Annotated in this window: 21 protein-coding genes and 1 pseudogene; 9 read left to right on the forward strand and 13 right to left on the reverse strand. The window is 63.1% G+C overall.

What is annotated here, in order from left to right:
* The first annotated feature begins 42 nt into the window (after positions 1-42).
* The 8 genes and pseudogenes from hisI (at position 43) to LK03_RS22780 (ending at position 5,077) form a co-directional block, all read left to right on the forward strand.
* Positions 43-435 carry a phosphoribosyl-AMP cyclohydrolase gene (gene hisI / locus LK03_RS03700; RefSeq protein ID WP_038411126.1) on the forward strand — a complete coding sequence of 131 codons (393 nt, stop codon included), beginning with the start codon at positions 43-45 and terminating at the stop codon, positions 433-435.
* 1 nt (position 436) lies between these two features.
* Positions 437-772: a phosphoribosyl-ATP diphosphatase gene (locus tag LK03_RS03705; RefSeq protein ID WP_028693523.1), complete on the forward strand. Its 336-nt coding sequence runs from the start codon at positions 437-439 to the stop codon at positions 770-772.
* 91 nt (positions 773-863) lie between these two features.
* Positions 864-1,166 (forward strand): twin-arginine translocase TatA/TatE family subunit, encoded by a 303-nt coding sequence (locus LK03_RS03710; protein ID WP_038411127.1) that lies wholly within the window; start codon positions 864-866, stop codon positions 1,164-1,166.
* Positions 1,167-1,169: 3 nt separating this feature from the next.
* Entirely contained in the window at positions 1,170-1,574 is a 405-nt protein-coding gene (gene tatB, locus LK03_RS03715) for a Sec-independent protein translocase protein TatB (RefSeq protein WP_038411128.1), read from the forward strand.
* Positions 1,571-2,359: a twin-arginine translocase subunit TatC gene (gene tatC / locus LK03_RS03720; RefSeq protein ID WP_038411129.1), complete on the forward strand. Its 789-nt coding sequence runs from the start codon at positions 1,571-1,573 to the stop codon at positions 2,357-2,359. The genes tatB and tatC overlap by 4 nt, the downstream gene beginning before the upstream one ends.
* Positions 2,356-3,063 (forward strand): 16S rRNA (uracil(1498)-N(3))-methyltransferase, encoded by a 708-nt coding sequence (locus LK03_RS03725; RefSeq protein ID WP_038411130.1) that lies wholly within the window; start codon positions 2,356-2,358, stop codon positions 3,061-3,063. The genes tatC and LK03_RS03725 overlap by 4 nt, the downstream gene beginning before the upstream one ends.
* Positions 3,064-3,160: 97 nt before the next feature.
* Positions 3,161-4,222 (forward strand): annotated as a pseudogene (locus LK03_RS22775) (methyl-accepting chemotaxis protein); the annotation flags it as partial.
* A 141-nt stretch (positions 4,223-4,363) separates the two neighbouring features.
* Entirely contained in the window at positions 4,364-5,077 is a 714-nt protein-coding gene (locus LK03_RS22780; protein ID WP_430962069.1) for a methyl-accepting chemotaxis protein, read from the forward strand.
* A gap of 44 nt (positions 5,078-5,121) precedes the next feature.
* Here LK03_RS22780 and LK03_RS03735 read toward each other — a convergent pair whose 3' ends face one another.
* The 12 genes from LK03_RS03735 to LK03_RS03790 all read right to left on the reverse strand — a co-directional run bounded on the left by LK03_RS03735 (position 5,122) and on the right by LK03_RS03790 (position 19,523).
* Positions 5,122-5,856: an amino acid ABC transporter ATP-binding protein gene (locus LK03_RS03735; protein ID WP_038414594.1), complete on the reverse strand. Its 735-nt coding sequence runs from the start codon at positions 5,854-5,856 to the stop codon at positions 5,122-5,124.
* The gene (locus LK03_RS03740) at positions 5,849-6,811 is read right to left on the reverse strand and encodes an amino acid ABC transporter permease (protein WP_038414595.1); all 963 of its coding nucleotides are present in this window, start codon (positions 6,809-6,811) and stop codon (positions 5,849-5,851) included. The genes LK03_RS03735 and LK03_RS03740 overlap by 8 nt, the downstream gene beginning before the upstream one ends.
* Positions 6,812-6,948: 137 nt before the next feature.
* Positions 6,949-7,746 (reverse strand): transporter substrate-binding domain-containing protein, encoded by a 798-nt coding sequence (locus tag LK03_RS03745; protein WP_038414596.1) that lies wholly within the window; start codon positions 7,744-7,746, stop codon positions 6,949-6,951.
* 437 nt (positions 7,747-8,183) lie between these two features.
* Entirely contained in the window at positions 8,184-10,757 is a 2,574-nt protein-coding gene (gene mdoH / locus LK03_RS03750) for a glucans biosynthesis glucosyltransferase MdoH (protein ID WP_038411132.1), read from the reverse strand.
* Positions 10,750-12,483 carry a glucan biosynthesis protein G gene (locus LK03_RS03755; protein ID WP_276203315.1) on the reverse strand — a complete coding sequence of 578 codons (1,734 nt, stop codon included), beginning with the start codon at positions 12,481-12,483 and terminating at the stop codon, positions 10,750-10,752. Before LK03_RS03755 ends, mdoH begins: the two co-directional genes overlap by 8 nt.
* Positions 12,484-12,745: 262 nt before the next feature.
* The gene (gene dtd / locus LK03_RS03760; RefSeq protein WP_038411134.1) at positions 12,746-13,183 is read right to left on the reverse strand and encodes a D-aminoacyl-tRNA deacylase; all 438 of its coding nucleotides are present in this window, start codon (positions 13,181-13,183) and stop codon (positions 12,746-12,748) included.
* Positions 13,180-14,151 carry a prolyl aminopeptidase gene (pip, locus tag LK03_RS03765; RefSeq protein WP_038411135.1) on the reverse strand — a complete coding sequence of 324 codons (972 nt, stop codon included), beginning with the start codon at positions 14,149-14,151 and terminating at the stop codon, positions 13,180-13,182. The genes dtd and pip overlap by 4 nt, the downstream gene beginning before the upstream one ends.
* A 126-nt stretch (positions 14,152-14,277) precedes the next feature.
* Complete coding sequence (locus LK03_RS03770) at positions 14,278-14,850, reverse strand: lipocalin family protein (RefSeq protein WP_038411136.1); 573 nt, start codon at positions 14,848-14,850, stop codon at positions 14,278-14,280.
* Complete coding sequence (gene bamE / locus LK03_RS03775; protein WP_038411137.1) at positions 14,847-15,101, reverse strand: outer membrane protein assembly factor BamE domain-containing protein; 255 nt, start codon at positions 15,099-15,101, stop codon at positions 14,847-14,849. The genes LK03_RS03770 and bamE overlap by 4 nt, the downstream gene beginning before the upstream one ends.
* Before the next feature lie 182 nt (positions 15,102-15,283).
* Positions 15,284-15,880, reverse strand: a complete 597-nt coding sequence (locus tag LK03_RS03780) for a DUF924 family protein (RefSeq protein WP_038411138.1) — start codon at positions 15,878-15,880, stop codon at positions 15,284-15,286.
* Between the two features lie 3 nt (positions 15,881-15,883).
* The gene (locus LK03_RS03785; protein ID WP_038411139.1) at positions 15,884-16,894 is read right to left on the reverse strand and encodes a class 1 fructose-bisphosphatase; all 1,011 of its coding nucleotides are present in this window, start codon (positions 16,892-16,894) and stop codon (positions 15,884-15,886) included.
* 178 nt (positions 16,895-17,072) lie between these two features.
* Positions 17,073-19,523, reverse strand: a complete 2,451-nt coding sequence (locus tag LK03_RS03790; RefSeq protein ID WP_038411140.1) for a glycogen/starch/alpha-glucan phosphorylase — start codon at positions 19,521-19,523, stop codon at positions 17,073-17,075.
* A 195-nt stretch (positions 19,524-19,718) separates the two neighbouring features.
* On the opposite strand from LK03_RS03790, the gene LK03_RS03795 reads away from it, so the two are divergent.
* On the forward strand, positions 19,719-20,117 hold the full coding sequence (locus LK03_RS03795) for a YkgJ family cysteine cluster protein (protein ID WP_028693505.1): 399 nt from the start codon (positions 19,719-19,721) through the stop codon (positions 20,115-20,117).
* Between the two features lie 157 nt (positions 20,118-20,274).
* Here LK03_RS03795 and typA read toward each other — a convergent pair whose 3' ends face one another.
* The gene (gene typA, locus LK03_RS03800; protein ID WP_038411141.1) at positions 20,275-22,095 is read right to left on the reverse strand and encodes a translational GTPase TypA; all 1,821 of its coding nucleotides are present in this window, start codon (positions 22,093-22,095) and stop codon (positions 20,275-20,277) included.
* Positions 22,096-22,218: the final 123 nt, after the last annotated feature.

Here is a 22,218-nt window from a genome sequence, read left to right on the forward strand (position 1 = left end):
ACCTGGTTCGGCACTGACGCGGGCCTGGTTCTGGAGCGAAACATGAAAGACTGGCTGGATGAGATCAACTGGAACAGCGATGGCCTGGTACCGGCCATCGCCCAGGATCACAAGACGGGCCGCGTGCTGATGATGGCCTGGATGAACCGTGAGGCCCTGGCGCTGACTGCCGCCGAGCAGCGTGCCATCTACTGGTCGCGTTCCCGTGGCAAGCTGTGGCGCAAGGGCGAGGAATCCGGGCATGTGCAGAAGCTGCATGAAATGCGCCTGGACTGCGACGCCGACGTGATCATCCTGATGGTCGAGCAGCTCGGCGACATCGCCTGTCACACCGGCCGACACAGCTGTTTCTACCGGGTGCATGAAGAGGGCCAGTGGCGTACCGTCGACCCGGTCATCAAAGACCCGAACGCCATCTACAGCGCAGGACACTGACATGAGCGACACCCTCACCCGCCTGGCCGAAGTGCTCGAAGCGCGCAAGCATGCTGCCCCCGACAGCTCGTACGTGGCCAGCCTGCACCACAAGGGCCTGAACAAGATTCTGGAAAAGCTTGGCGAAGAATCGGTGGAAACCATCATCGCCGCCAAGGACGCCGCGCTCAGCCACGACTGCAGCGACGTCATCTACGAAACCGCCGACCTGTGGTTCCACAGCCTGGTGATGCTCAGCGCCCTGGGCCAACACCCGCAGGCGGTGCTCGACGAACTGGAGCGGCGTTTCGGCCTGTCTGGCCACGATGAAAAGGCCGCGCGGCAACCGTCGGCCTGAGCGCTGGCGGCCAGGTCGCACTGAATGGCACGGCGCGCACTGCGTGCCGTGAGTCGTTGAACAATCGATACGCCTGTCTCTGGAGTACGCAATGGGTATTTTTGACTGGAAACACTGGATCGTCCTCCTGGTGGTGGTAGTGCTGGTATTCGGCACCAAGAAACTGAAGAACCTCGGCAGCGATCTGGGTGAATCGATCAAGGGCTTTCGCAAGGCCATGAGCGACGAAGAAACCAAGCCGGCCGAGCCGACCACACCACCGCCTGCCCCTCCCGTGCAGCCGGTACAGACCGCCCAGCCCGTGCCCCCAGCCCAGCCGCAGGCACCGCTCACCCCGGGCCATACCCTCGAGGGCCAGGCCACGCCGGTCCAAGAGCCGCAGCGGAAAGACTGACCCATGTTCGGCATCAGCTTCGGCGAACTTCTACTGGTGGGCCTGGTGGCCCTGCTGGTGCTCGGCCCCGAGCGCCTGCCGGGCGCTGCGCGCACCGCAGGGCTCTGGGTCGGCCGGCTCAAGCGCAGCTTCAACAGCATCAAGATGGAAGTGGAACGGGAAATCGGCGCTGACGAAATCCGTCGGCAGCTGCACAACGAGCACATCCTCTCGATGGAAGAAGAAGCCCGGCGCCTGCTCGATCCCAAGGTCCAGGCATCCACCGCGCCGGCGCCGGCCGATGCGCCACCTGCGGTGCCTGCCGATGCCCACCCAGCGCCTGCCGAACCGCCAGTAGCAGTGGCTGATCCCAGCGCCGCCACCCCTGCGACCACCCCAGAACCGCCACAGCCGCCGCGAGCCCCATGAGCGAACTTCCCGACCACGACCAGCCCATGCCGCTGGTGTCGCACCTGACCGAACTGCGCACGCGCCTGCTTCGCTGCGTCGCGGTGATCTTCGCCATCTTCATTGGCCTGTTCTCGTTCGCCCAGCAGATCTACACCCTGGTCTCGGCCCCGCTGCGCGACCATCTGCCGGCCAACGCGACGATGATCGCCACCGACGTCGCTTCGCCGTTCCTCACCCCGTTCAAGCTGACCATGATCGTCTCGCTGTTCCTGGCGATGCCGTTCATTCTGCAGCAGGTCTGGGGTTTCATCGCACCGGGGCTGTACCGCCATGAAAAACGCGTGGCCATTCCGCTGCTGGTGTCGAGCATCGTGCTGTTCTACGCCGGCATGGCCTTCGCCTACTTCCTGGTGTTCCCGCTGATCTTCGGCTTCTTCGCCGCCGCCACACCCGAAGGCGTATCGATGATGACCGACATCGCCAATTACCTCGATTTCGTCATGACGCTGTTCTTCGCCTTCGGCGTGGCCTTCGAGATTCCGGTGGCCGTGGTGCTGCTGGTGTGGATCGGTATCGTCGATGTGAAGTACCTGAAGAAGATCCGCCCCTATGTGATCATCGGCTGCTTCGTGGTCGGCATGGTGCTGACCCCGCCGGACATCTTCTCGCAGACCCTGCTCGCGGTGCCGATGTGGTTGCTGTTCGAAGTCGGTGTGCTGTTCGGCAGCCTGATCCGCAAGCGCCGCCATGACGAAGAAGTCGCCGACGACGCGCCCAACCCGCCGCCAGCCTCGCAACCATGAACCTGTTGTTGCTCGAAGAGGCCGACTTCGTTGCGCACGACCGCGTAGTGCTGAGCGACCGGCGCCTGACCCACATGCAGGAGATTCACCGCGCCGAAGTCGGTGACAACCTGCGCGTGGGGTGCATTGGCGGGCTGATGGGCAGCGCCACCGTGTTGCGCCTGCAAGCAGGCGAGGCCGAGCTGCAGGTGCGTTTCGAACACGCGCCACCGGCCAAGCTGCCGCTGACCTTGGTGCTGGCCGTGCCTCGGCCAAAAATGCTCCGCCGGCTATTCCAGACCGTCGCCACCCTTGGCGTGCCGCGGCTGATCCTGCTCAACAGTTACAAGGTGGAAAAAAGCTTCTGGCAGACGCCCTTCCTGCAGCCGGCGAGCATCCGCGAGAACCTCATCCTGGGCCTTGAGCAGGCGCGTGACACGGTGCTGCCCGAGGTAGTCATCGAGAAACGCTTCAAGCCCTTCGTCGAAGACCGCCTGCCGAGCATCGCCGCCGGCACCCTCGGCCTGGTCGGCCATCCCGGTCCCTACCCGGCCTGCCCACGTGGGGTGAGCGAAGCGGTGACCTTGGCGATTGGCCCGGAAGGCGGCTGGATTCCCTATGAAGTCGAGCTGCTGGGCAAAGCCGGACTCAATCCAGTGCAGCTGGGTGATCGCATTCTACGGGTCGAAACAGCTGTGACGGCGTTGCTCTCACGCATTTTCTGAACGACCGTTCAGCACCCGGTCATAAAGTTTACCTCCCTAACGCCGATGACCTCGTCAGTAGCAAGGACAGGCGGCCATCACCAGGGAGGTACCGACCATGAACCGCGGTTTCAGTCATTTTCTCAGCAATATCAGCGTCAATTTCAAGCTGGGTCTGGGCTTCGGCCTGGTCCTGCTGCTGACGCTGGCCATCACCCTCACTGGCTGGAGCGGGCTGACCAGCGTAATCGAGCGCGGTGACAAGCTGGGCAATCTGTCGCAGATTCTGCAGCTGACCCAGGACCTGCGCATCGCCCGCCAGCAATACCAGCGCAAGAACAACGAAGACGCCATCACCCAGATGGACAAGACCCTCGACGAACTGGAGCGCCAGTTGCAGTCGGTGGCTGAGCGGCTGGCGGTGCCCGGCGATCTGCAACGGGTCGAGCAGCAGCACGAAGCCGTGCGCCAGTACCGACTCGCCTTCACCCAGCTCAAGGACGCCGCGCAGCAGCGTGACAGCAGCCGCAAACGCCTGGGCGACAGCGCCGATCAGGCCGCCGATTTGCTCGCCAGCCTCGAACAACGCCTGCAGCAAAGCGGCAGCATCAGCCAGTACGCCAGCGCCGTCATGGCCGGTCAGGAGCTGCAACGGGCGCGTTTCGAAGTGCGCGGCTACACCTACAGCGGTGAAGCCGAGCGGCAACAGACCGCGCTGGCGGCCATCGACAAGGCGATCAGCGAACTCACCGCAGCCACCGCGCAGTTGCCGGCAGAATACGCTACCGCCCTGCAAGCGGCTCGCCAGGCGTTGAACGGCTACCGCGATGCGGTGAATCAGGTCGCCGCTGCGCAAACGACCAGTGACAGCGCCTTGCAGCACATGGCCGAGCAAGGCCAGGTGATGTTCGAGAACAGCAAGGTGCTCACCACCACCCAGACCGAAGCCCGCGACCGTGACGCGCGCCAGGCGCAGATCATGCTGGCCAGCGCCACCCTGGTGGCGATACTGCTGGGCATCGTCGCCGCCTGGGCCATCACCCGGCAGATCATCGTGCCCCTGCGCCAGACCCTCGAAGCGGCCGAGCGGGTGGCCAATGGCGACCTCAGCCAGACCTTGCAGGTCGATCGCCGCGATGAGCTTGGGCAGTTGCAGGCCAGCATGCAGCACATGACCCAGGGTTTGCGGCAGTTGATCGGTGGCATCGGCGACGGCGTCACGCAGATCGCCAGCGCCGCCGAGGAACTGTCGGCGGTGACTGGGCAAACCAGCGCCGGGGTCAACAGCCAGAAGGTCGAGACCGATCAGGTGGCCACCGCCATGAATGAAATGGCCGCCACCGTGCAGGAAGTAGCACGCAACGCCGAGCAGGCATCCGAGGCGGCGCTGATGGCCGATCAGCAGGCGCGGCAAGGCGATCAGGTGGTCGGCGAAGCCATCGCGCAGATCGAGCGTCTGGCCAGCGAAGTGCTCAATTCCAGCGAAGCGATGAACGAACTCAAGAGCGAGAGCGAGAAAATCGGCAGCGTGCTGGATGTCATCAAGTCTGTCGCCCAGCAGACCAACCTGCTGGCGCTCAACGCCGCCATCGAAGCGGCCCGCGCCGGCGAGGCCGGGCGAGGCTTTGCCGTGGTCGCCGATGAAGTGCGCAGCCTGGCCCAGCGCACCCAGCAGTCCACCGAAGAGATCGAAGAGCTGATCGCCAGCCTGCAGCATGGCACGCAGCGCGTGGCGGGAGTGATGGACGCCAGCCGCAATCTGACCGACAGCAGCGTCGAGCTGACCCGGCGTGCCGGCGGCTCGCTGGAGACCATCACCCGCACCGTGTCGTCAATCCAGGCCATGAACCAGCAGATCGCCACCGCGGCAGAACAGCAGAGCGCGGTGGCCGAAGAGATCAACCGCAGCGTGATGAACGTGCGCGACATCTCTGACCAGACCGCCGCGGCCAGCGAGCAGACGGCCAGCTCAAGTGTAGAACTGGCGCGCCTGGGCTCGCACTTGCAGGGATTGGTGGCACGCTTCCGGCTGTAAGCCACCGACCGGGCTGCGCGGGCAGCCCGGTGGTGCTTAAGCCGTCACAGCACCTGACGCAGGAACGCTTGGGCCCGAGGGTCGTTCGGCGCGCTGAAGAACGCGGTGGGCGCTGCGTCTTCGAGCAGCTTGCCGTGGTCGAAGAACAGCACGCGGTCGGCCACTTCGCGGGCAAAGCCCATTTCGTGGGTGACGCAGACCATGGTCATGCCTTCGAGGGCCAGGGTCTTCATCACATCCAGCACCTCGCCGACCATTTCCGGGTCGAGCGCCGAGGTCGGTTCATCGAACAGCATCACCTTCGGTTCCATCGCCAGGGCGCGGGCGATGGCGACCCGTTGCTGTTGACCGCCCGAGAGCCGCGACGGGTATTCGTTGGCTTTCTCGCTGATACCGACTTTCTTCAACAGCGCCTGGGCCTTGGCTTCACGCTCGGCCTTGCCGCGCTTGCGCACGACCTTCTGCGCCAGGCACAGGTTTTCCAGCACGGTCATGTGCGGAAACAGGTTGAAGTGCTGGAACACCATGCCGACTTCGCGGCGGTAGGCGTTGATGTCGGTTTTCGGATCATCCAGCGCCAGGCCGTTGATCGAGACGTGCCCGGCGTCGAAGTTCTCCAGGCCGTTGAGGCAGCGCAGGAAGGTCGATTTGCCCGAGCCCGACGGCCCCAGCACCACCACCACTTCGCCTTTGCTCACCTGGGTGGTGACGTTGTCCACCGCACGCACCACCTGGCCGCGGGTGTCGAACACTTTCAGCAGGTCACGGACTTCAATCACTTTGCGCAAGCCTCCGCTCGAGCCGGCTGGCCAAGTGCGACAGCGGCAGGTTGATCAGCAGGTACAGGCCGGCCACGCAGAACCAGATCTCGAAGGTCGAGAACGATGTGGTGATGGCTTCGCGACCGCTCTTGGTCAGCTCGGTGATGGCGATTACCGACACCAGCGAGGTGTCCTTGACCAGGCTGATGAACTGCCCGGCCAAGGGCGGCAGCACGCGCTTGAACGCCTGCGGCAGAATCACATGGCGCATCGACTGGCTGGCATTGAGGCCCAGCGAACGCGCCGCCTCGTTCTGCCCCTTGGCAATCGACTGCACACCCGCGCGGACGATCTCCGCCACGTAGGCCCCGGTGAACAGCGCCAGCGCCGCGACCCCGGCGAACTCACGGGAAAGGTTCAGCACCGTGCCGATGAAGAAGTAGAAGATGAAGATCTGCACCAGCAGCGGCGTACCGCGCACCAGCTCGACATACACCGTGGACAGGTCGCGCAGGGTCGGGTTGCTCGACAGGCGACACAATCCGGCGACCAGGCCAATCAGCAGCCCCGCCGCACCGGACACCACCGACAGCCACAACGTGGTCCACAGCCCCCAGGCCAATGGCCCGGCGGCCCAATGCCGGGTCACACCGATGGCATCGCCCTCTGCAACGTCATCGCCGCGGCTCAGTTGCAGACTGTCGGTATCGACCTTGAGCGTTTGCGCATCACCGCTTTCGCTGCTCAACGTTACCGTGGCCGTGCCGCCGGAGACGACGATCTCCTGCACCGAGCCGTAGTCGATGGCGCGTTGGGTTTCCTCGGCCTGATAGGCGAAATACTGCGGCACCCGATTCCAGCGCCACTCGTAGGCCATCATCGAGGTCGACAAATACAGGCTGATCGCCAGTCCCACCAGCACCAGCGCGGTCAGCGCGTGCCAGGGCCACTGGGCTTTCTTGTGCTTGATCACAGCGTGCTCCGCAAAGCGCATAGCCCCAAGCGGCAAGCTGCAAGCCTCAAGCGGCAAGAAGAGGCAGCGTATCAGCGCTCAGCATCCTCTTGCCGCTTGCAGCTCGCAGCTTGCCGCTCAAAGCTCGCAGCTATCTCTTATTCCATTTCCTTGAGCCAGTCTTTGTTCTTGAACCACTTATCGTGAATACGATCGTAGGTCCCGTCATGCTTGATCTGGTGCAGGAAGTTGTTGATGAAGTTGATGCTGTCGTAGTCGCCTTTCTTCAGACCGAAGGCCAGCGGCTCGAAGGTGAAGGGTTCGTCGAGGAACAGCAGCTTGCCAGCGCCGGCCTTCTCAACCGCCACGACGTTGTACGGAGCGTCGTAGACGAAGGCGTCGGCCTTGCCGTTGACCACATCCATGACCGCTTCCTGCTCGTTGTCATAGCCGTGGTACTTGGCCTTGCTGATCAGCTTCTTGGCGATCATCTCGCCGGTGGTGCCGAGCTTGGAGGTGATGCGGTACTTGTCGCTGTTGAGGTCTTTGTAGCTCTTGATCTCGCCTTGCAGCTCCTTGCGGATCAGCAGGGTCTGGCCAACGACGATGAACGGTTCGCTGAAGTTCAGGCGCAGGTTGCGTTCCTGGGTCAGGGTCATGCCGCTGCCGATCATGTCGAACTTGTCGGTGAGCAGGGCCGGGATGATGCCGTCGTAGGCGGTGGAAACGGTTTGCAGCTTGACGCCCATGGACTTGGCCATGGCCTTGAGGATATCGACCTCGAAGCCGATGATCTCGCCGCGCTTGTTGGTCATCTGGAACGGCATGTAGGTCGGGTCCATGCCCACCCGCAGCGTGCCGCGCTTGACCGCGTCATCGATGGCACCAGCCTGCGCGCAGGCCACCGCCGCGAGCGCAGTGACGCCCACCAGCAACCGCGAAAGGTATTTCTTCATCATCACCAAGTCCCCTAGCTGTAAAGGAGCGAATCTTATCGTTGGCTCGGCCCTAGGGGCTGTTGCCGTTTCAGCGCAAGCCGCTTTACTGCGCCAAATCGTGCCAGCCGAGGCGAAGGACGCAGGAAAGGGTCATTCCCTTTTCAAGTCCTTCAACGCTGGATGGCGCGATTTGGCGCGTAACCCGAAGGGCCGTGCCTGTTTTTTCGCACCTACCTCTCAAGCAGTGAGCGTGAGACGACGAAAAACAGGCGTCGGCGCGGTTGTGATGAAACGGCAACAGCCCCTAGATCGCCGGCGTGGCATTGCGGGAACGGATGCTAACGCATGGCGGCGCCAGCACCTAGCGCCGCTGGGGAGTTTACCGAGGCAGAAATGAATCGCGGGCGAATCGATCACTCGATTCACCCGCGAAAACTGTCGCAGAGCTGCGCAGGTCAGACGCCAACCAGACCTGCCGGCGCCAGCGGCTGTGGCTGCAACGGCAACAGCGGCGCGTGCGGATCGTTGCCGACCGAACGGCGCCAGGCCTCGATCCAGCCCTCGTGCTGCTCGGTCCAGACCCGCTCGTGCAGACGCGACAGCGCCACCGGGTCGCTCAGCAAGGCCAGGCGAGTCGCCAGGTCGATGCCTTCAGGGCCGACCTCCAGCGCCTTGGCGATACGCTCGCCACGCAACTGCTCGATGGCGCTCGACTGACCATGACGCGCCGTGCCCATGGCGCAGGCCAGGGCGTTCTGACGCGGATCGACCACGGCGCGGACGAAGCCATCGCGCAGGGCGTGCCAGCGGTTTTCGTGGGCGTACTGGTCGGTCGCCAGCAGTTCGTGCGGGGTGGCGTATTCCTCGGGAATGAGGAACAGCTTCTCGTCCTTGGCGCGCAGGCCCAGGCGCACGCGGCTGGAAATCACCGACACTGGAATCGACAGCACCAGCGAACCGACGATAGGCGCCAGCCACCACAGGAAGCTTGGGTTCAGCCACGCCACCAGTCCGGCCCAAGCAAAGCCCAGCAGAGTCTGCGGACCATGGCGGCGTACTGCCTCGCTCCAGGGCGTGGAGTCGTCGTCACGCTGCGGCGAGTTCCAGGTCGCTGCCCAGCCGAGGAACGCGGCGAGCACGAAACGCGTGTGGAAGATCATCCGCACCGGCGCCAGCAGCATGGAGAACAGCATCTCCAGCAGCATCGAAAGGGTGACCTTGATCCGCCCACCGAACTCGGTGGCGCCCTTGGCCCAGATCAGAATGACGCTGAGCAGCTTGGGCAGGAACAACAGCACCACGGTGGTGGAGAACAGCGCGATGGCTTTCTCCGGGTGCCACTGCGGCCACAGCGGGTAGAGCTGGAACGGTTCGAGGAAGTACTGCGGCTCCATCAGCGTGTTGGTCGCCAGCAAGGCGGTCGACAGCACCAGGAAGAAGAACCACAACGGCGCCGACAGGTACGACATCACCCCGGTGAGGAACACCGCACGGTGCACCGGGTGCATGCCCTTGACCAGGAACAGGCGGAAGTTCATCAGGTTGCCGTGGCACCAGCGCCGGTCACGCTTGAGTTCGTCGAGCAGGTTCGGCGGCAGTTCTTCGTAGCTGCCCGGCAGGTCGTAGGCGATCCACACGCCCCAGCCGGCGCGGCGCATCAGCGCAGCTTCGACGAAGTCGTGGGAAAGGATCGCACCGGCGAAGGCGCCCTTGCCTGGCAGCGGCGCCAGGGCGCAGTGCTCGATGAAGGGCTTCATGCGGATGATCGCGTTGTGCCCCCAGTAGTGCGATTCGCCCAGCTGCCAGAAGTGCAGGCCGGCGGTGAACAGCGGGCCGTACACGCGGGTGGCGAACTGCTGCATGCGCGCATACAGCGTGTCCATGCCCGAGGCACGTGGCGCCGATTGAATGATGCCGGCGTCCGGGTTGGCCTCCATCAGACGTACCAGACTGGTCAGGCACTCGCCGCTCATGACGCTGTCGGCGTCGAGCACGACCATGTACTTGTACTCGCCACCCCAGCGACGGCAGAAGTCGTCGAGGTTGCCGCTCTTGCGTTTGACCCGACGGCGCCGACGACGATAGAAGATGCGCCCAAAGCCCTTGGCCTCGCGGCACACCTCTAGCCATGCCTGTTGCTCGGCAACGGCGATGTCGGTGTCGTTGGTGTCACTGAGCACGAAAAAGTCGAAGCGATCCAGCTCGCCGCTGGCCGCAACCGACTCGAAGGTGGCGCGCAGGCCGGCGAACACCCGCGGTACGTCTTCGTTGCAGATCGGCATGACGATCGCGGTACGCGCATCGGACGCGATCGGTTCATTACCGGCACTGCTGCCGGAAATCTTGTACTTGTCGCGCCCGGTGAGCAGCTCGAGGAAGCCCATCAGCGCGGTCCAGAAACCGGCCGAAACCCAGCAGAAGAGGATGCCGAACAGGATCAGGATGGAGGTCTGCAAGGCATACGGCCAGACCTGCACGACGGTGTCCCACACGGGCTGCGAGGTGATCTCGTCGAGGTCGACGAACGACCAGCCCTGGTACGGCAGGATGCCCTTCATGTACCAGCCGGCAACCAGTGTCTGGCCGATCATCAAGGCCAGCAGGATGTAACGACGGATCGAACCGACCGTGCGCCAGCGCGCCTTGGGCAGCTCGCGCTGCTCGGGTTGCGGGGCGTTGGTGCGGCCGGTCATGCGCCGCCAGATGCGCACCAGGATATTGGTGCGCCATGGCTCGGGCAGCACCAAAGTGCGCTTGATCGGCGGCGCCACCTTGAGGTTGAGCCGGCCATTGTCGTCGACGCCGAGCATCTCGGCGTCTTCCAGTTCGCTGGCACTGCCGATGTTCAGGCGTGTGCCCACCGATGCCTGCACGGCATCGGTGTCGGCACTGGCCGGTTGCCCGGCCAAGTGTTGGTGCAGCTCGCTGAACGAGGTGCAGTGGGCCAGTTCGGCGCGCTGCTGGTCGCTCAGCGGGAGGTGGGCCAGGTACTCGGCGAGCGAGACTGGCCGTGCGGTAGAGTTACTCATCGGCAGGCAACTGATAGCTCCAGGTCTCGGTCAGCACCTTCTCGGTGGTGGCCGGAGCCGGTGGGGTGGATGCTGCATCGGCAGCGGGTTGCTCGGCCGGCGCGGCAGCCTTGGCCTGTTTGATCGCAGCCTTGTCGTGCTTGGCGGTTTTCTCGTGCTTGCTGTCGGCAGCCGGCTTGGCGGCCTCTACCGGCACGTCCTGCACCAGGGCAGCGCGCATTTCGGTCGATTTGCTCGCGTCCTTGACCTTCAAGCGCAGAGTCAGGCGCCAGCCCTTGGTTTCCGGGTTGTAGCGCAGGTTGTTCTCGACCACCTCGGCGTTGTCACCGACGCTGACCTGGCTGCGCACGGCACTGTCTTCCGGCAGAGCGCCCAGCACGGGACCTGCGAAGTCGACCAGGAAGGCCACGCTGCCGTCGGGCTGACGGATCAGGTTGGACTGCTTGACGTCACCGGTCGAACGCATGGTCTGGTTGACCCAGCCCAGGTCCTGAGCCTGGAACTTCGGCTCATCGATGGTGAAGTGCAGGCGGTAGTCGTAGTCGGCCGACTTGCCCGGTTCAGGCATGGTCTCGGGGCTCCAGAAGGCCACGATGTTGTCGTTGGTCTCGTCGGCGGTGGGGATTTCCACCAGATCGACCGTACCTTTGCCCCAGTCGCCCTTCGGCTCGATCCAGGTGCTTGGACGCTTCTGGTAGTTGTCGTCGAGGTCTTCGTAGTCCTTGAAGTCGCGGTGACGCTGCATCAGACCAAAGCCACGCGGGTTCTCGACGCTGAAGTTGCTGACCGCCAGGTGTTTGGGGTTATTCAGCGGGCGCCACAGCCACTCACCATTGTCACCGTGAATCGATAGACCTTCAGAGTCGTGCAGGGCCGGACGGTAGTTGAGCACTTTCGACGGCTGGTTAGGGCCGAACAGGTACATGCTGGTCAGCGGCGCAACGCCCAGGCGGTTGACGTGGTCGCGCAGGAATACCCGCGACTTGACGTCGACGACGGTGTCGTTGCCCGGCCGCAGGATCAGCTTGTAGGCACCGGTGGCACGCGGCGAATCGAGCAGCGCGTAGATCACCAGGTGCTTGTCGGTGGGCTTGGGTTTTTCCACCCAGAACTCGGTGAAGCGCGGGAATTCTTCACCCGATGGCAGTGCGGTGTCGATCGCCAGGCCGCGAGCCGACAGGCCGTATGCCTGGTCCTTGCCGACCACGCGGAAGTAGCTGGCGCCAAGCAGGGTCATGATTTCATCCTGCTTGTCGGCCTTGTTGATCGGGTAGAGCACGCGGAAGCCGGCGTAGCCGAGGTTTTCCGTGGCCTTGGCATCGTGCGGCACGTCGCCGAAGTCGAAGCGGCTCGGGTCGTACTTGATTTCCTCGACCTTGCTGGCGGTGACTTCATTGATTTTCACCGGCGTGTCGAAGTGCATGCCCTGGTGGTAGAACGACAGCTTGAACGGCGTCTTGTCGGCGCTCCATTCAGCCTTTTCCTGAAGGAAACGGATCTTCTGATAGTCGGCAAATTTCATGTCACGGAACACCGCCGGCAGATTGCTCTTGGGTGCTTCGTACTTCTGGCCGGCCAGATCCTTCGCCTTGCTGGCAACGTCGTCAAGATTGAATGCCCACAGCTGGCCAGCGCTCATCAGGCCGACCAGGGCTACGCCTGCCATGACTGCCTTGCGCAGCCGTTTCGCGGGAATTCTTGGTGCTTTACAGGGACTTACGATCACGAGCAACCCTCGCCGAAAACAGATCATGAAACCAACGGCCAGCGACAATTGCCGGGTTGGCGAGCACTGTTCGGACCCCGTAAGGGCGTAATGATTCCCCAAACGGCTCCAGACAGTCCTCGAGTCAGAGTCAAACCGGCCTGCGGACGCAGGCCTCGGTAGCGCGCGATTATCCAGCAGGCCGCGTTACAACGCATCAGGGTGCCAGCACTATTTATCGTGAAAAATAGCGCTGAACCGGGATAACGAAAGGTTTTTTCGCTCAGATTTGTAACAGGAATGTTACAGGGCCATCATTGACCAGATGAACCTGCATGTCGGCGCCGAATCGGCCGGTGGCAACGACCTCATGCCGAGCCTGCGCCTGGGCCACCAGATAGTCGAACAACTCGGCGCCCAGGGCCGGTGGCGCGGCTTTGGAAAAGCTTGGACGCAAACCGCTGCGGGTGTCGGCGGCGAGGGTGAACTGCGAGACCAGCAGCAGGCCGCCGGCAACATCGCTGAGCGACAGGTTCATCTTGCCCTGGGGGTCACTGAAGACCCGGTAATTGAGCAGCTTGTGCAGCAGCTTGTCGGCATGTTCGCGGGTATCGCCCGGCTCGACAGCGACCAGCACCAGCAAGCCCTGATCGACTGCCCCAACCACCTCACCCGCCACCTCGACACGGGCCTGGCTGACCCGCTGCAGCAAGCCCTTCATGCTTCTTCCAGGGGCAGGTCGAGCAGGCGTCGTGCCATCTGGTCGGCGGCACGTACCAGCGCGTCGGTGATGCCCGGCTCGGACGCGGCATGGCCGGCATCACGGATGACTTTCAGCTCACTGTTGGGCCAGGCCTGATGCAGCGCCCAGGCGTTGTCCAGCGGGCAGATGACGTCGTAACGGCCATGCACGATCACCGCCGGCAGATGGGCGATGCGCGGCAGGTCGCGAATCAGCTGATCGGGTTCGAGGAAGGCCTCGTTCATGAAGTAGTGACATTCGATGCGGGCGATCGACAGCGCGCGCTGCGGCTCGGCGAAGCGGTCGACCACCAGCGGGTTGGGCCGCAGCGTGGCGGTGCGCCCCTCCCAGGTCGACCAGGCTTTGGCAGCGTGCATCTGGGCGATCTGATCGTTACCGGTCAGGCGCTTATGGAAGGCCTTGACCAGGTCATTGCGCTCTTCGAGGGGAATCGGCGCGATGTAATCCTGCCAGTAGTCAGGGAACAGGCGGCTGGCGCCTTCCTGGTAGAACCACTGAATTTCCTGCGCACGGCAGAGGAAGATGCCGCGCAGGATCAGCCCATGAACCCGCTCGGGATGGGTTTGCGCGTAGGCCAGCGCCAGGGTCGACCCCCACGAACCGCCGAACAGCACCCATTTTTCGATGCTCAGGTGCTCACGGATGCGCTCCATGTCAGCGACCAGATCCCAGGTAGTGTTGTTCTCGAGGCTGGCGTGGGGCGTAGAGCGCCCACAGCCACGCTGGTCGAAGGTGACGATGCGGTACAGGTTGGGATTGAAGTAGCAACGGCTCTGAGCATCGCAGCCCGCACCCGGCCCGCCGTGAATGAACAGCACCGGCAAACCCTCGGGCGAGCCGCTTTCGTCGACATACAACACATGCGGCGCTTGCACGGCCAGATCGTGCCGGGCGTAGGGTTTGATCTGCGGGTACAGGGTCTGCATTGCGCACTCCGTGTGAGGATTTGGTCTGCCGGCGGCAATCATAAACCCGAATCGTCACTTTGAGCAGGCTTGTCTGTAGCGTGCCGCAGGCGATCGCGCAGGGATATCGACCTGCGAGTCGCCCCTTCAATGCATCATGGCGATGTCGCGATCGGCCGTGCGCCAGACCAGGCGCTTGGTGTCGTAGCCTTGCTGACGAGCCTTGGCCAGCAGGTGCTCACGCTCCCAGGCCGGCACACTGGCGGTGCGCGAGAGAATCCACAGGTACTTGCGATCAGGACTCCCCACCAGCGCCGTGCGGTAGCGCTCATCGACGTAGAGAATCCAGTAATCGGCGCGGGTCAGACCGGGCAGCAGGCGACTCAGACCGTTGTCGAACTCGACCCACAGTTTGTCGTTGTGGCCTGCGCTCTGGGGGTCGGCATGCCCCTCGACGCGCAGCCACTCATCACCCAGGGTCCGGCAGCGGTTGAGCACGTCGAGGCTGCCGTCGGGCTTGAGGTTGTAATGCGCTTCGGATTGCACGCACGCGTCCTGAAAGCGCATCGGTAACCGCGCCAGCTCAAACCATTTGCCCTGGTAGCGCTTCAGATCGACATTACCTGCGGTGCTCGGCGCCAGCGGGTCGTCGACCGGCGTGGCACAGGCACTGAGCAGGCCCAGCAGACAAGCCCCTGCCAGCAATGGCAACGACCTCACTGCAGCCCCTGCCCGGAGTACATCAGCACTTTATCGGCGGCGTACTGCACGCTGATGAAGCTCTGTTGGTCGCCCCAGGTGCAACTGGTCATGCCCAACGCGCCGGAACACTCGGTCGGCGTGCCCAACAACTGTTCGACTTCGGCCTTGCTCATGCCGGACTTGAGCCGGGAATAGTTTTCCTGGTTGATCTTGCTGCAGGCGGCGAGAACGACACACAGGCTCAGCAAGGCGAGAGAACGCAACGACATGGGGGGGCACTCCTGGACACGGGACTCAGGCTGGAAGCCTGCAGCGTCCTTGGAGGGCGAAAAGACGTTCCGGTTCCACGACGAACGGGGAATCTGGGCATGCCGCTGGTCGGATTGGCACCGAGTCGGCCAAACACCGGCCCGGCGACGCAGGACCGCGTCGCCGGGCGGCTTTGAAGGGGTCAGAAGCGCGAGCCGGGCTCGAGCAGAAAATCCATTTCCTCGCTGGTGCTCGGACGTTCGAGCAGCAGGTTGCGGTGCGGGAAGCGACCGAAGCGCTCGATGATGCGCTGGTGCTGCTCGGCGTAATCGAGAAAGCCCTCGAACAGCCGGCGGTTGGCCTCCGGCTGCTCTTCGAGCAGGACCCGATAGCGCTCGACGCAGAGGTTCTGCCAGTCGAGCACCTCGGCATGCTCCAGCACCAGCAGCACGAAGACCCGCTGGATCGGCAGCAGCTGGTAATCCCAGCCCTTCTGCAGCCCCTGCATGGCCACCACCTGGGCACGCCGATCACCCTCGAAGGCGTGCGGCGTTTCGCGGTAGAGCATGCGCGGCAGCTGATCGAGCAGCAGGATCAGCCCCAGCCAGCCTTGCGGACTCTGCTGCCACTCATCCAGCCCACCGGCCAGGGCCTCTTCGACCAGTAGCCCGAACAATGCGCGGGCTTCTTCGTCATGCTGCTTGCCGAACCACACGATGCTCTTTTCGTCGGCGACGGCCTGGGCACTGCTGCCCCAACCGAACCACCACTCCAGCAACGGCTGCCAAGGTGCGAGCATGACTTACTCCTTGTGATACGCGGTAACGCGCTCGACCTCTTCTTTCGAGCCGAGAATCACCGACACACGCTGGTGCAGGCTTTCAGGCTTGATGTCGAGGATGCGCTCGTAGCCGTTGGTGGACGCGCCACCGGCCTGTTCGATGATGAAGGACATCGGGTTGGCTTCGTACATCAGGCGCAGCTTGCCCGGCTTGCTCGGATCGCGGGAATCGCGCGGGTACATGAACAGGCCGCCACGGGTGAGGATGCGGTGTACATCGGCCACCATCGAGGCGATCCAGCGCATGTTGTAGTTCTTCTTCAACGGGCCGGTCTCGCCTTCGAGCAGCTCGCCCACGTAGCGCTGCACCGGGGCTTCCCAGTGCCGCTGGTTGGACATGTTGATGGCGAATTCGGCGGTGGCTTGCGGCACCTTGATGTCTTCGTGGGTGAGCACGAAGCTGCCCAGTTCACGGTCGAGGGTGAAGCCCTTGACGCCGTTGCCCAGGGTCAGCACCAGCATGGTCTGCGGACCGTAGATGGCGTAGCCGGCGGCAACCTGTTCGGTGCCCGGCTGGAGGAAGGCGTTTTCGTTGAGGGTTTCGTTCTGGCTGAGGAATTCGTTCGGGCAGCGCAGTACCGAGAAGATGGTGCCGACCGAAACGTTGACGTCGATGTTCGACGAGCCGTCCAGCGGGTCGAAGACCAGCAGATAGGCGCCCTTGGGGTAGCGGCCGGGAATCTGGTAGGCGTTGTCCATTTCCTCGGACGCCATGCCGGCCAGGTGGCCGCCCCACTCGTTGGCTTCGAGCAGGATGTCGTTGGAAATGACGTCGAGCTTCTTCTGCACTTCGCCTTGCACGTTTTCGGTGCCCATGCTGCCCAGTACGCCGCCCAGGGCGCCTTTGGACACGTGGTGGCTGATTTCCTTGCACGCGCGCGCCACCACTTCGATCAGGAAGCGCAGATCGGCAGGGGTGTTGTTGCTGCGGGTCTGCTCAATCAAATAGCGACTCAGGGTAACGCGAGACATGTATGGCTCCGACAGGATTGGGGGAGAAAAACCCACGCAGTTTACAGGGTGAGCAGCAAGCTAGCGAGCAATGCCCGTTGCCTGGCCGATCTGACGAAGAAAAGCCCGGGGAGTTCACACCCGCCGGGCGCTTGTCGCTCGGCTGCCATGCGACCGATAGGTCCGTGGCATGCACGTGTCAATCGAGCGCATTCCAGATTTCGCCGGCGTATTCGGCGATGGTCCGATCGGACGAGAACCAGCCCATCCGCGCGGTGTTGAGCACCGCCATACGCCACCATTGATCCGGCTGATTCCACAGCTCGTCGACGCGCTGCTGGGCATCCCAGTAGGCATCGAAATCGGCGCAGACCAGGAAGCGGTCGTAGCCGACCAAGGCATCCATGAAGCCGCTGTAGCGCGATGGATCATCGGGCGAGAACACCCCGCCGCGAATGGCCTGGAACACGTCGTTGAGGCGGTGCGAAGCACTCAGCGCAGCGCCGGCGCCGAAATCGTCGGCACGCTTGCGCGCCTGCACCTGCTGCGCGGTCAGGCCGAAGATGAACATGTTGTCGGCACCGACCTGCTCGCACATCTCTACGTTGGCGCCGTCCAGAGTGCCGATGGTCAGCGCGCCGTTGAGCGCGAACTTCATGTTGCTGGTGCCCGAGGCCTCGTAGCCGGCCGTGGAAATCTGCTCGGACAGATCCGCCGCCGGGATGATGCTCTCGGCCAGGCTGACGTTGTAGTTGGGCAGGAACACCACTTTCAGCAGGCCGCGCACGGTCGGGTCGTTGTTGACCACCCGGGCTATGTCGTTGGTGAGTTTGATGATCAGCTTGGCCTGGTGATAGCTGGCCGCCGCCTTGCCGGCGAAGACCTTCACCCGCGGCGCCCAGTTGCCGCTCGGCTCGGAGCGAATCGCCTGGTACAGCGCCACGGTGTGCAACAGGTTGAGCAACTGGCGCTTGTACTCATGGATGCGCTTGACCTGCACATCGAACATCGCCTCGGGATTGACCGTCACCCCTACCCGTTCCTGAATGATGCTGGCCAGGGCCTTCTTGCTGTGCAGGCGCTGGGCGGCGAACTGCTGGCGGAAGTCCTCGTGCTCGGCGAACGGTTCGAGATTCTTAAGCAGTGTCTGCGGGCTGTCGAGCAACTGCTCGCCGAGGCGGTCGGTGAGCATGCGTGTGAGCATGGGGTTGGCCTGGAACAGCCAGCGGCGGAAGGTGATGCCGTTGGTCTTGTTGTTGATGCGCTGTGGGTAGAGCTTGTGCAACTCGGCGAACACCGTGCTTTTCATCAGTTTGCTGTGCAGCGCCGATACGCCGTTGACGCTGTGCGAACCGAGGAACGCGAGGTTGCCCATGCGCACACGGCGGCCGTTGTCTTCCTCGATCAGCGACACCGCGCGCAACACGTCGAAGTCGTGCTGGCCTTGGGCGCGCAGCGAATCGATGTGGTAGGCGTTGATCAGGTAGATGATCTGCATGTGCCGCGGCAGCATGCGTTCCATCAACGCCACCGGCCAGGTTTCCAGGGCCTCGGGCAGCAACGTGTGGTTGGTGTAGGCCAGGGTGCCGACGGTGATTTCCCAGGCCTTGTCCCAGGGAATTTCATGCTGGTCGACCAGCAGGCGCATCAGCTCGGCGACGGCAATCGAGGGGTGCGTGTCGTTGAGCTGAATGGCCGCCGCATCGGGCAGGTTAAGCAGGTTGTCGTGCATGTTCAGGTGCCGGCGCAGCAGGTCCTGCAGCGAGGCACAGACGAAGAAGTATTCCTGGCGCAGGCGCAGTTCCTGCCCGGCCTCGGTACTGTCCGCCGGGTACAGCACCCGCGAGATGCTCTCGGCACGCGCCACCTCGGCTACCGCGCCGAGGTGGTCACCGGCGTTGAAGCGCTCCAGATGCAGCTCCTCGAGCGCGCGGGCACGCCACAGGCGCAAAGTGTTGACGCTGGAGCCGCGCCAGCCCACCACCGGGGTGTCGTAGGCCACCGCGCGTACCGTTTCGCCAGGGGTCCACACCTGGCGCTGCTCGCCGTTGCTGTCGGTGAGCGTCTCGACTCCGCCGCCGAAGCTGATCGGGTAGATCACCTCAGGGCGCTCGAACTCCCAGGGGTTGCCGAAGTCCAGCCAGTTTTCCGTCTGCTCCTGCTGCCAGCCATCGACCAGGGCCTGACGGAACAGGCCGTGCTCGTAGCGGATGCCATAACCGTGGGCGGCGATGCCGAGGGTCGACATGCTTTCCATGAAGCACGCAGCCAGGCGCCCGAGACCGCCGTTACCCAGAGCGGCATCGGGCTCCAGCAGACGGATGCGCTCAAGATCGACACCCAGCTCGGCGATGGCCTCGCGGGCGATGTCGAGCAGGCCGAGGTTGCTCAGGCTGTCGTACAGCAACCGACCGATGAGAAATTCCAGGGAGAGGTAGTAGACCCGCTTCTGGCTGCGCCGATAGGCGCGACGGGTATGGTCCATCCAGTGCTCGACCATGTGATCGCGGGCAGCCAATGCCACAGCCTCGAACCAGTCGTGTTCGAAGGCGTGCTCAGGGTCCTTGCCGACCGAATAGGTCAGCTTGGCAAGCACTGCAGCACGAAACTCGGCGACCTCGGCGTCACGCGCGTTGGATTCCTGGGTCATACGACATCCTCAGAAAAATTAACGGAAGGCAGAGGGAGAAGTTGCAGACTAGACCCTTCTGACCGAAGGACCGTGGCTCGGTTCGAGGTTTTTTCCATGTCGGGCCACCGGGCAAATGGTTGTTCACATTTTGAGCAACTCGCGTATGATCGCGCGCCTCCGGACCGTGATCCGCCTGACCGTACCTTTATAACGATGAAAACCACCCTGATTGCCGCGGCCGAAGTCGACCGCCTGGAAACCTGGCAACGCTATGCCAGCCACATGTGCGGCGGCTGCCATTCGACATGCTGCACGCTGCCTGTGGAAGTGAAGATCAACGACCTGATCCGCATCGGCGTGGTCGACGAGTTCGAAAAATCCGAACCACCGAAGTCTATCGCCAAACGATTGCAGAAAGACGGCATCGTCGAGCGCTTCAACCAGAAGTCAGGCATCTTCACCCTGACCCGCATGAGCAATGACGACTGCCTGTACCTGGATCGCAAGAGCCGCCTGTGCACCATCTACGACAAACGCCCCGACACCTGCCGCAACCATCCAAGGGTTGGGCCACGCCCTGGGTATTGCGCTTACAAGCCCAAGAAAGCCTGAAGTTGTGAGCTGCAAGCTGCAAGCAAGAGCAAGAGCCTCGTAAGCCTTGCCAACACCGCCCCCCCCCTTGAAGCTTGCAGCTTGAAACTCGAAGCTGAAAAAAAACGCCCCAGGTCGCAAGACCCGGGGCGTTTTTTTTCACGCTATCTGAGCGAACTCAGTTCTTGGCTTTCTTGGCAGCGCGGGTACGCTCGCCTTCGTCCAGGATCTTCTTGCGCAGGCGGATCGACTTAGGCGTGACTTCGCACAGCTCGTCTTCCTGGATGTATTCGAGTGCCTGTTCCAGGGTGAAGCGAACCGGCGGCACCAGGGCGATGACTTCGTCTTTACCCGAAGCACGCATGTTGTCGAGCTTCTTGCCCTTGGTCGGGTTGACGCCCAGGTCGTTGTCGCGGCTGTTCTGACCGATGATCTGGCCGCCGTAGATTTCCTGGCCGTGCTCGACGAACAGCTTGCCGCGCGCTTGCAGGGTTTCCAGCGAGTAGGTCAGGGCCTTGCCGGTCTCGACCGACACCAGAACACCGTTGAGGCGACCGGACATGTGGCCGGACTTCACGTTGTCGTAGCGATCGAAGATCGACGTCAGGATGCCTGCACCGTTGGTCAGGGTCAGGAACTGGTTACGGAAACCGATCAGGCCGCGAGCCGGGATGTTGTATTCCAGGCGCACACGGCCCTTGCCATCCGGGACCATGTTGGTCAGGTCGCCTTTACGCAGGCCCATCTCTTCCATGACCTTGCCCTGGGATTCCTCCGGGATGTCGATGGTGACGTTTTCGAACGGTTCCTGCTTGACGCCGTTCACTTCGCGGATGATCACTTCCGGACGGCCCAAGGCCAGCTCGAAGCCTTCGCGGCGCATGGTTTCGATCAGTACCGACAGGTGCAGCTCGCCACGGCCCGAGACCTTGAACTTGTCTGGGGAATCGGTTTCTTCAACGCGCAGGGCTACGTTGTAGAGCAGTTCCTTGTCCAGACGGTCTTTGATGTTGCGGCTGGTGACGAACTTGCCTTCCTTGCCGCAGAACGGCGAATCGTTGACCTGGAAGGTCATGGAAACGGTCGGCTCGTCGACGGTCAGCGGCTTCATCGCCTCGACGGCAGTCGGATCGCACAGGGTGTCGGAGATGAACAGCTCGTCGAAACCGCTGATGCAGACGATGTCGCCGGCTTGAGCTTCCTCGACGTCCACACGATGCAGACCGTGGTGGCCCATCAGCTTGAGGATACGGCCGTTACGCTTCTTGCCGTCGGCATCGATGGCGACGACCGGGGTGTTCGGCTTGATGCGGCCACGGGCGATGCGGCCAACGCCAATGACGCCGAGGAAGCTGTTGTAGTCCAGCGCGGAGATCTGCATCTGGAACGGACCGTCACGGTCGACCGCTGGGGCAGGCACGTGGTCGACGACCGCCTGGTACAGCGGGGTCATGTCTTCGGCCATGGCGGTGTGGTCCAGGCCGGCGATGCCGTTCAGAGCCGAGGCGTAGACGACCTGGAAGTCCAGTTGCTCGTCGGTGGCGCCGAGGTTGTCGAACAGGTCGAAGATCTGGTCCAGAACCCAGTCAGGACGCGCGCCCGGACGGTCGACCTTGTTGATCACGACGATCGGCTTCAGACCGGCTTCGAAGGCCTTCTTGGTCACGAAGCGGGTTTGCGGCATCGGGCCGTCTTGTGCGTCGACCAGCAGCAGCACGGAGTCGACCATCGACATCACACGCTCGACCTCGCCACCGAAGTCGGCGTGGCCGGGGGTGTCGACGATGTTGATGTGGTAGCCATTCCAGTTGATGGCGGTGTTCTTCGCCAGAATGGTGATGCCGCGCTCTTTTTCCTGGTCGTTGGAGTCCATCACGCGCTCGTCGTTGAGCTCGCCACGCTCCAGGGTGCCGGACTGACGCAGGAGTTTGTCTACCAGGGTGGTCTTACCATGGTCGACGTGGGCAATGATGGCGATGTTACGCAGATTTTCGATCACAAGTGCATCTCGAGCAGAGGATTCGGTTGCCGTCAGTCTGGACGGCCAATATGAAGGTATCAGGCTCAGCAGGGCCGATGGTCGGGAGGGCGATGGCGGATACTGCCGCCATACAGCCCCGGC

Origin of the sequence: Pseudomonas cremoricolorata (assembly GCF_000759535.1) — a bacterium.
Classification (GTDB): Bacteria; Pseudomonadota; Gammaproteobacteria; order Pseudomonadales; family Pseudomonadaceae; genus Aquipseudomonas; species Aquipseudomonas cremoricolorata_A.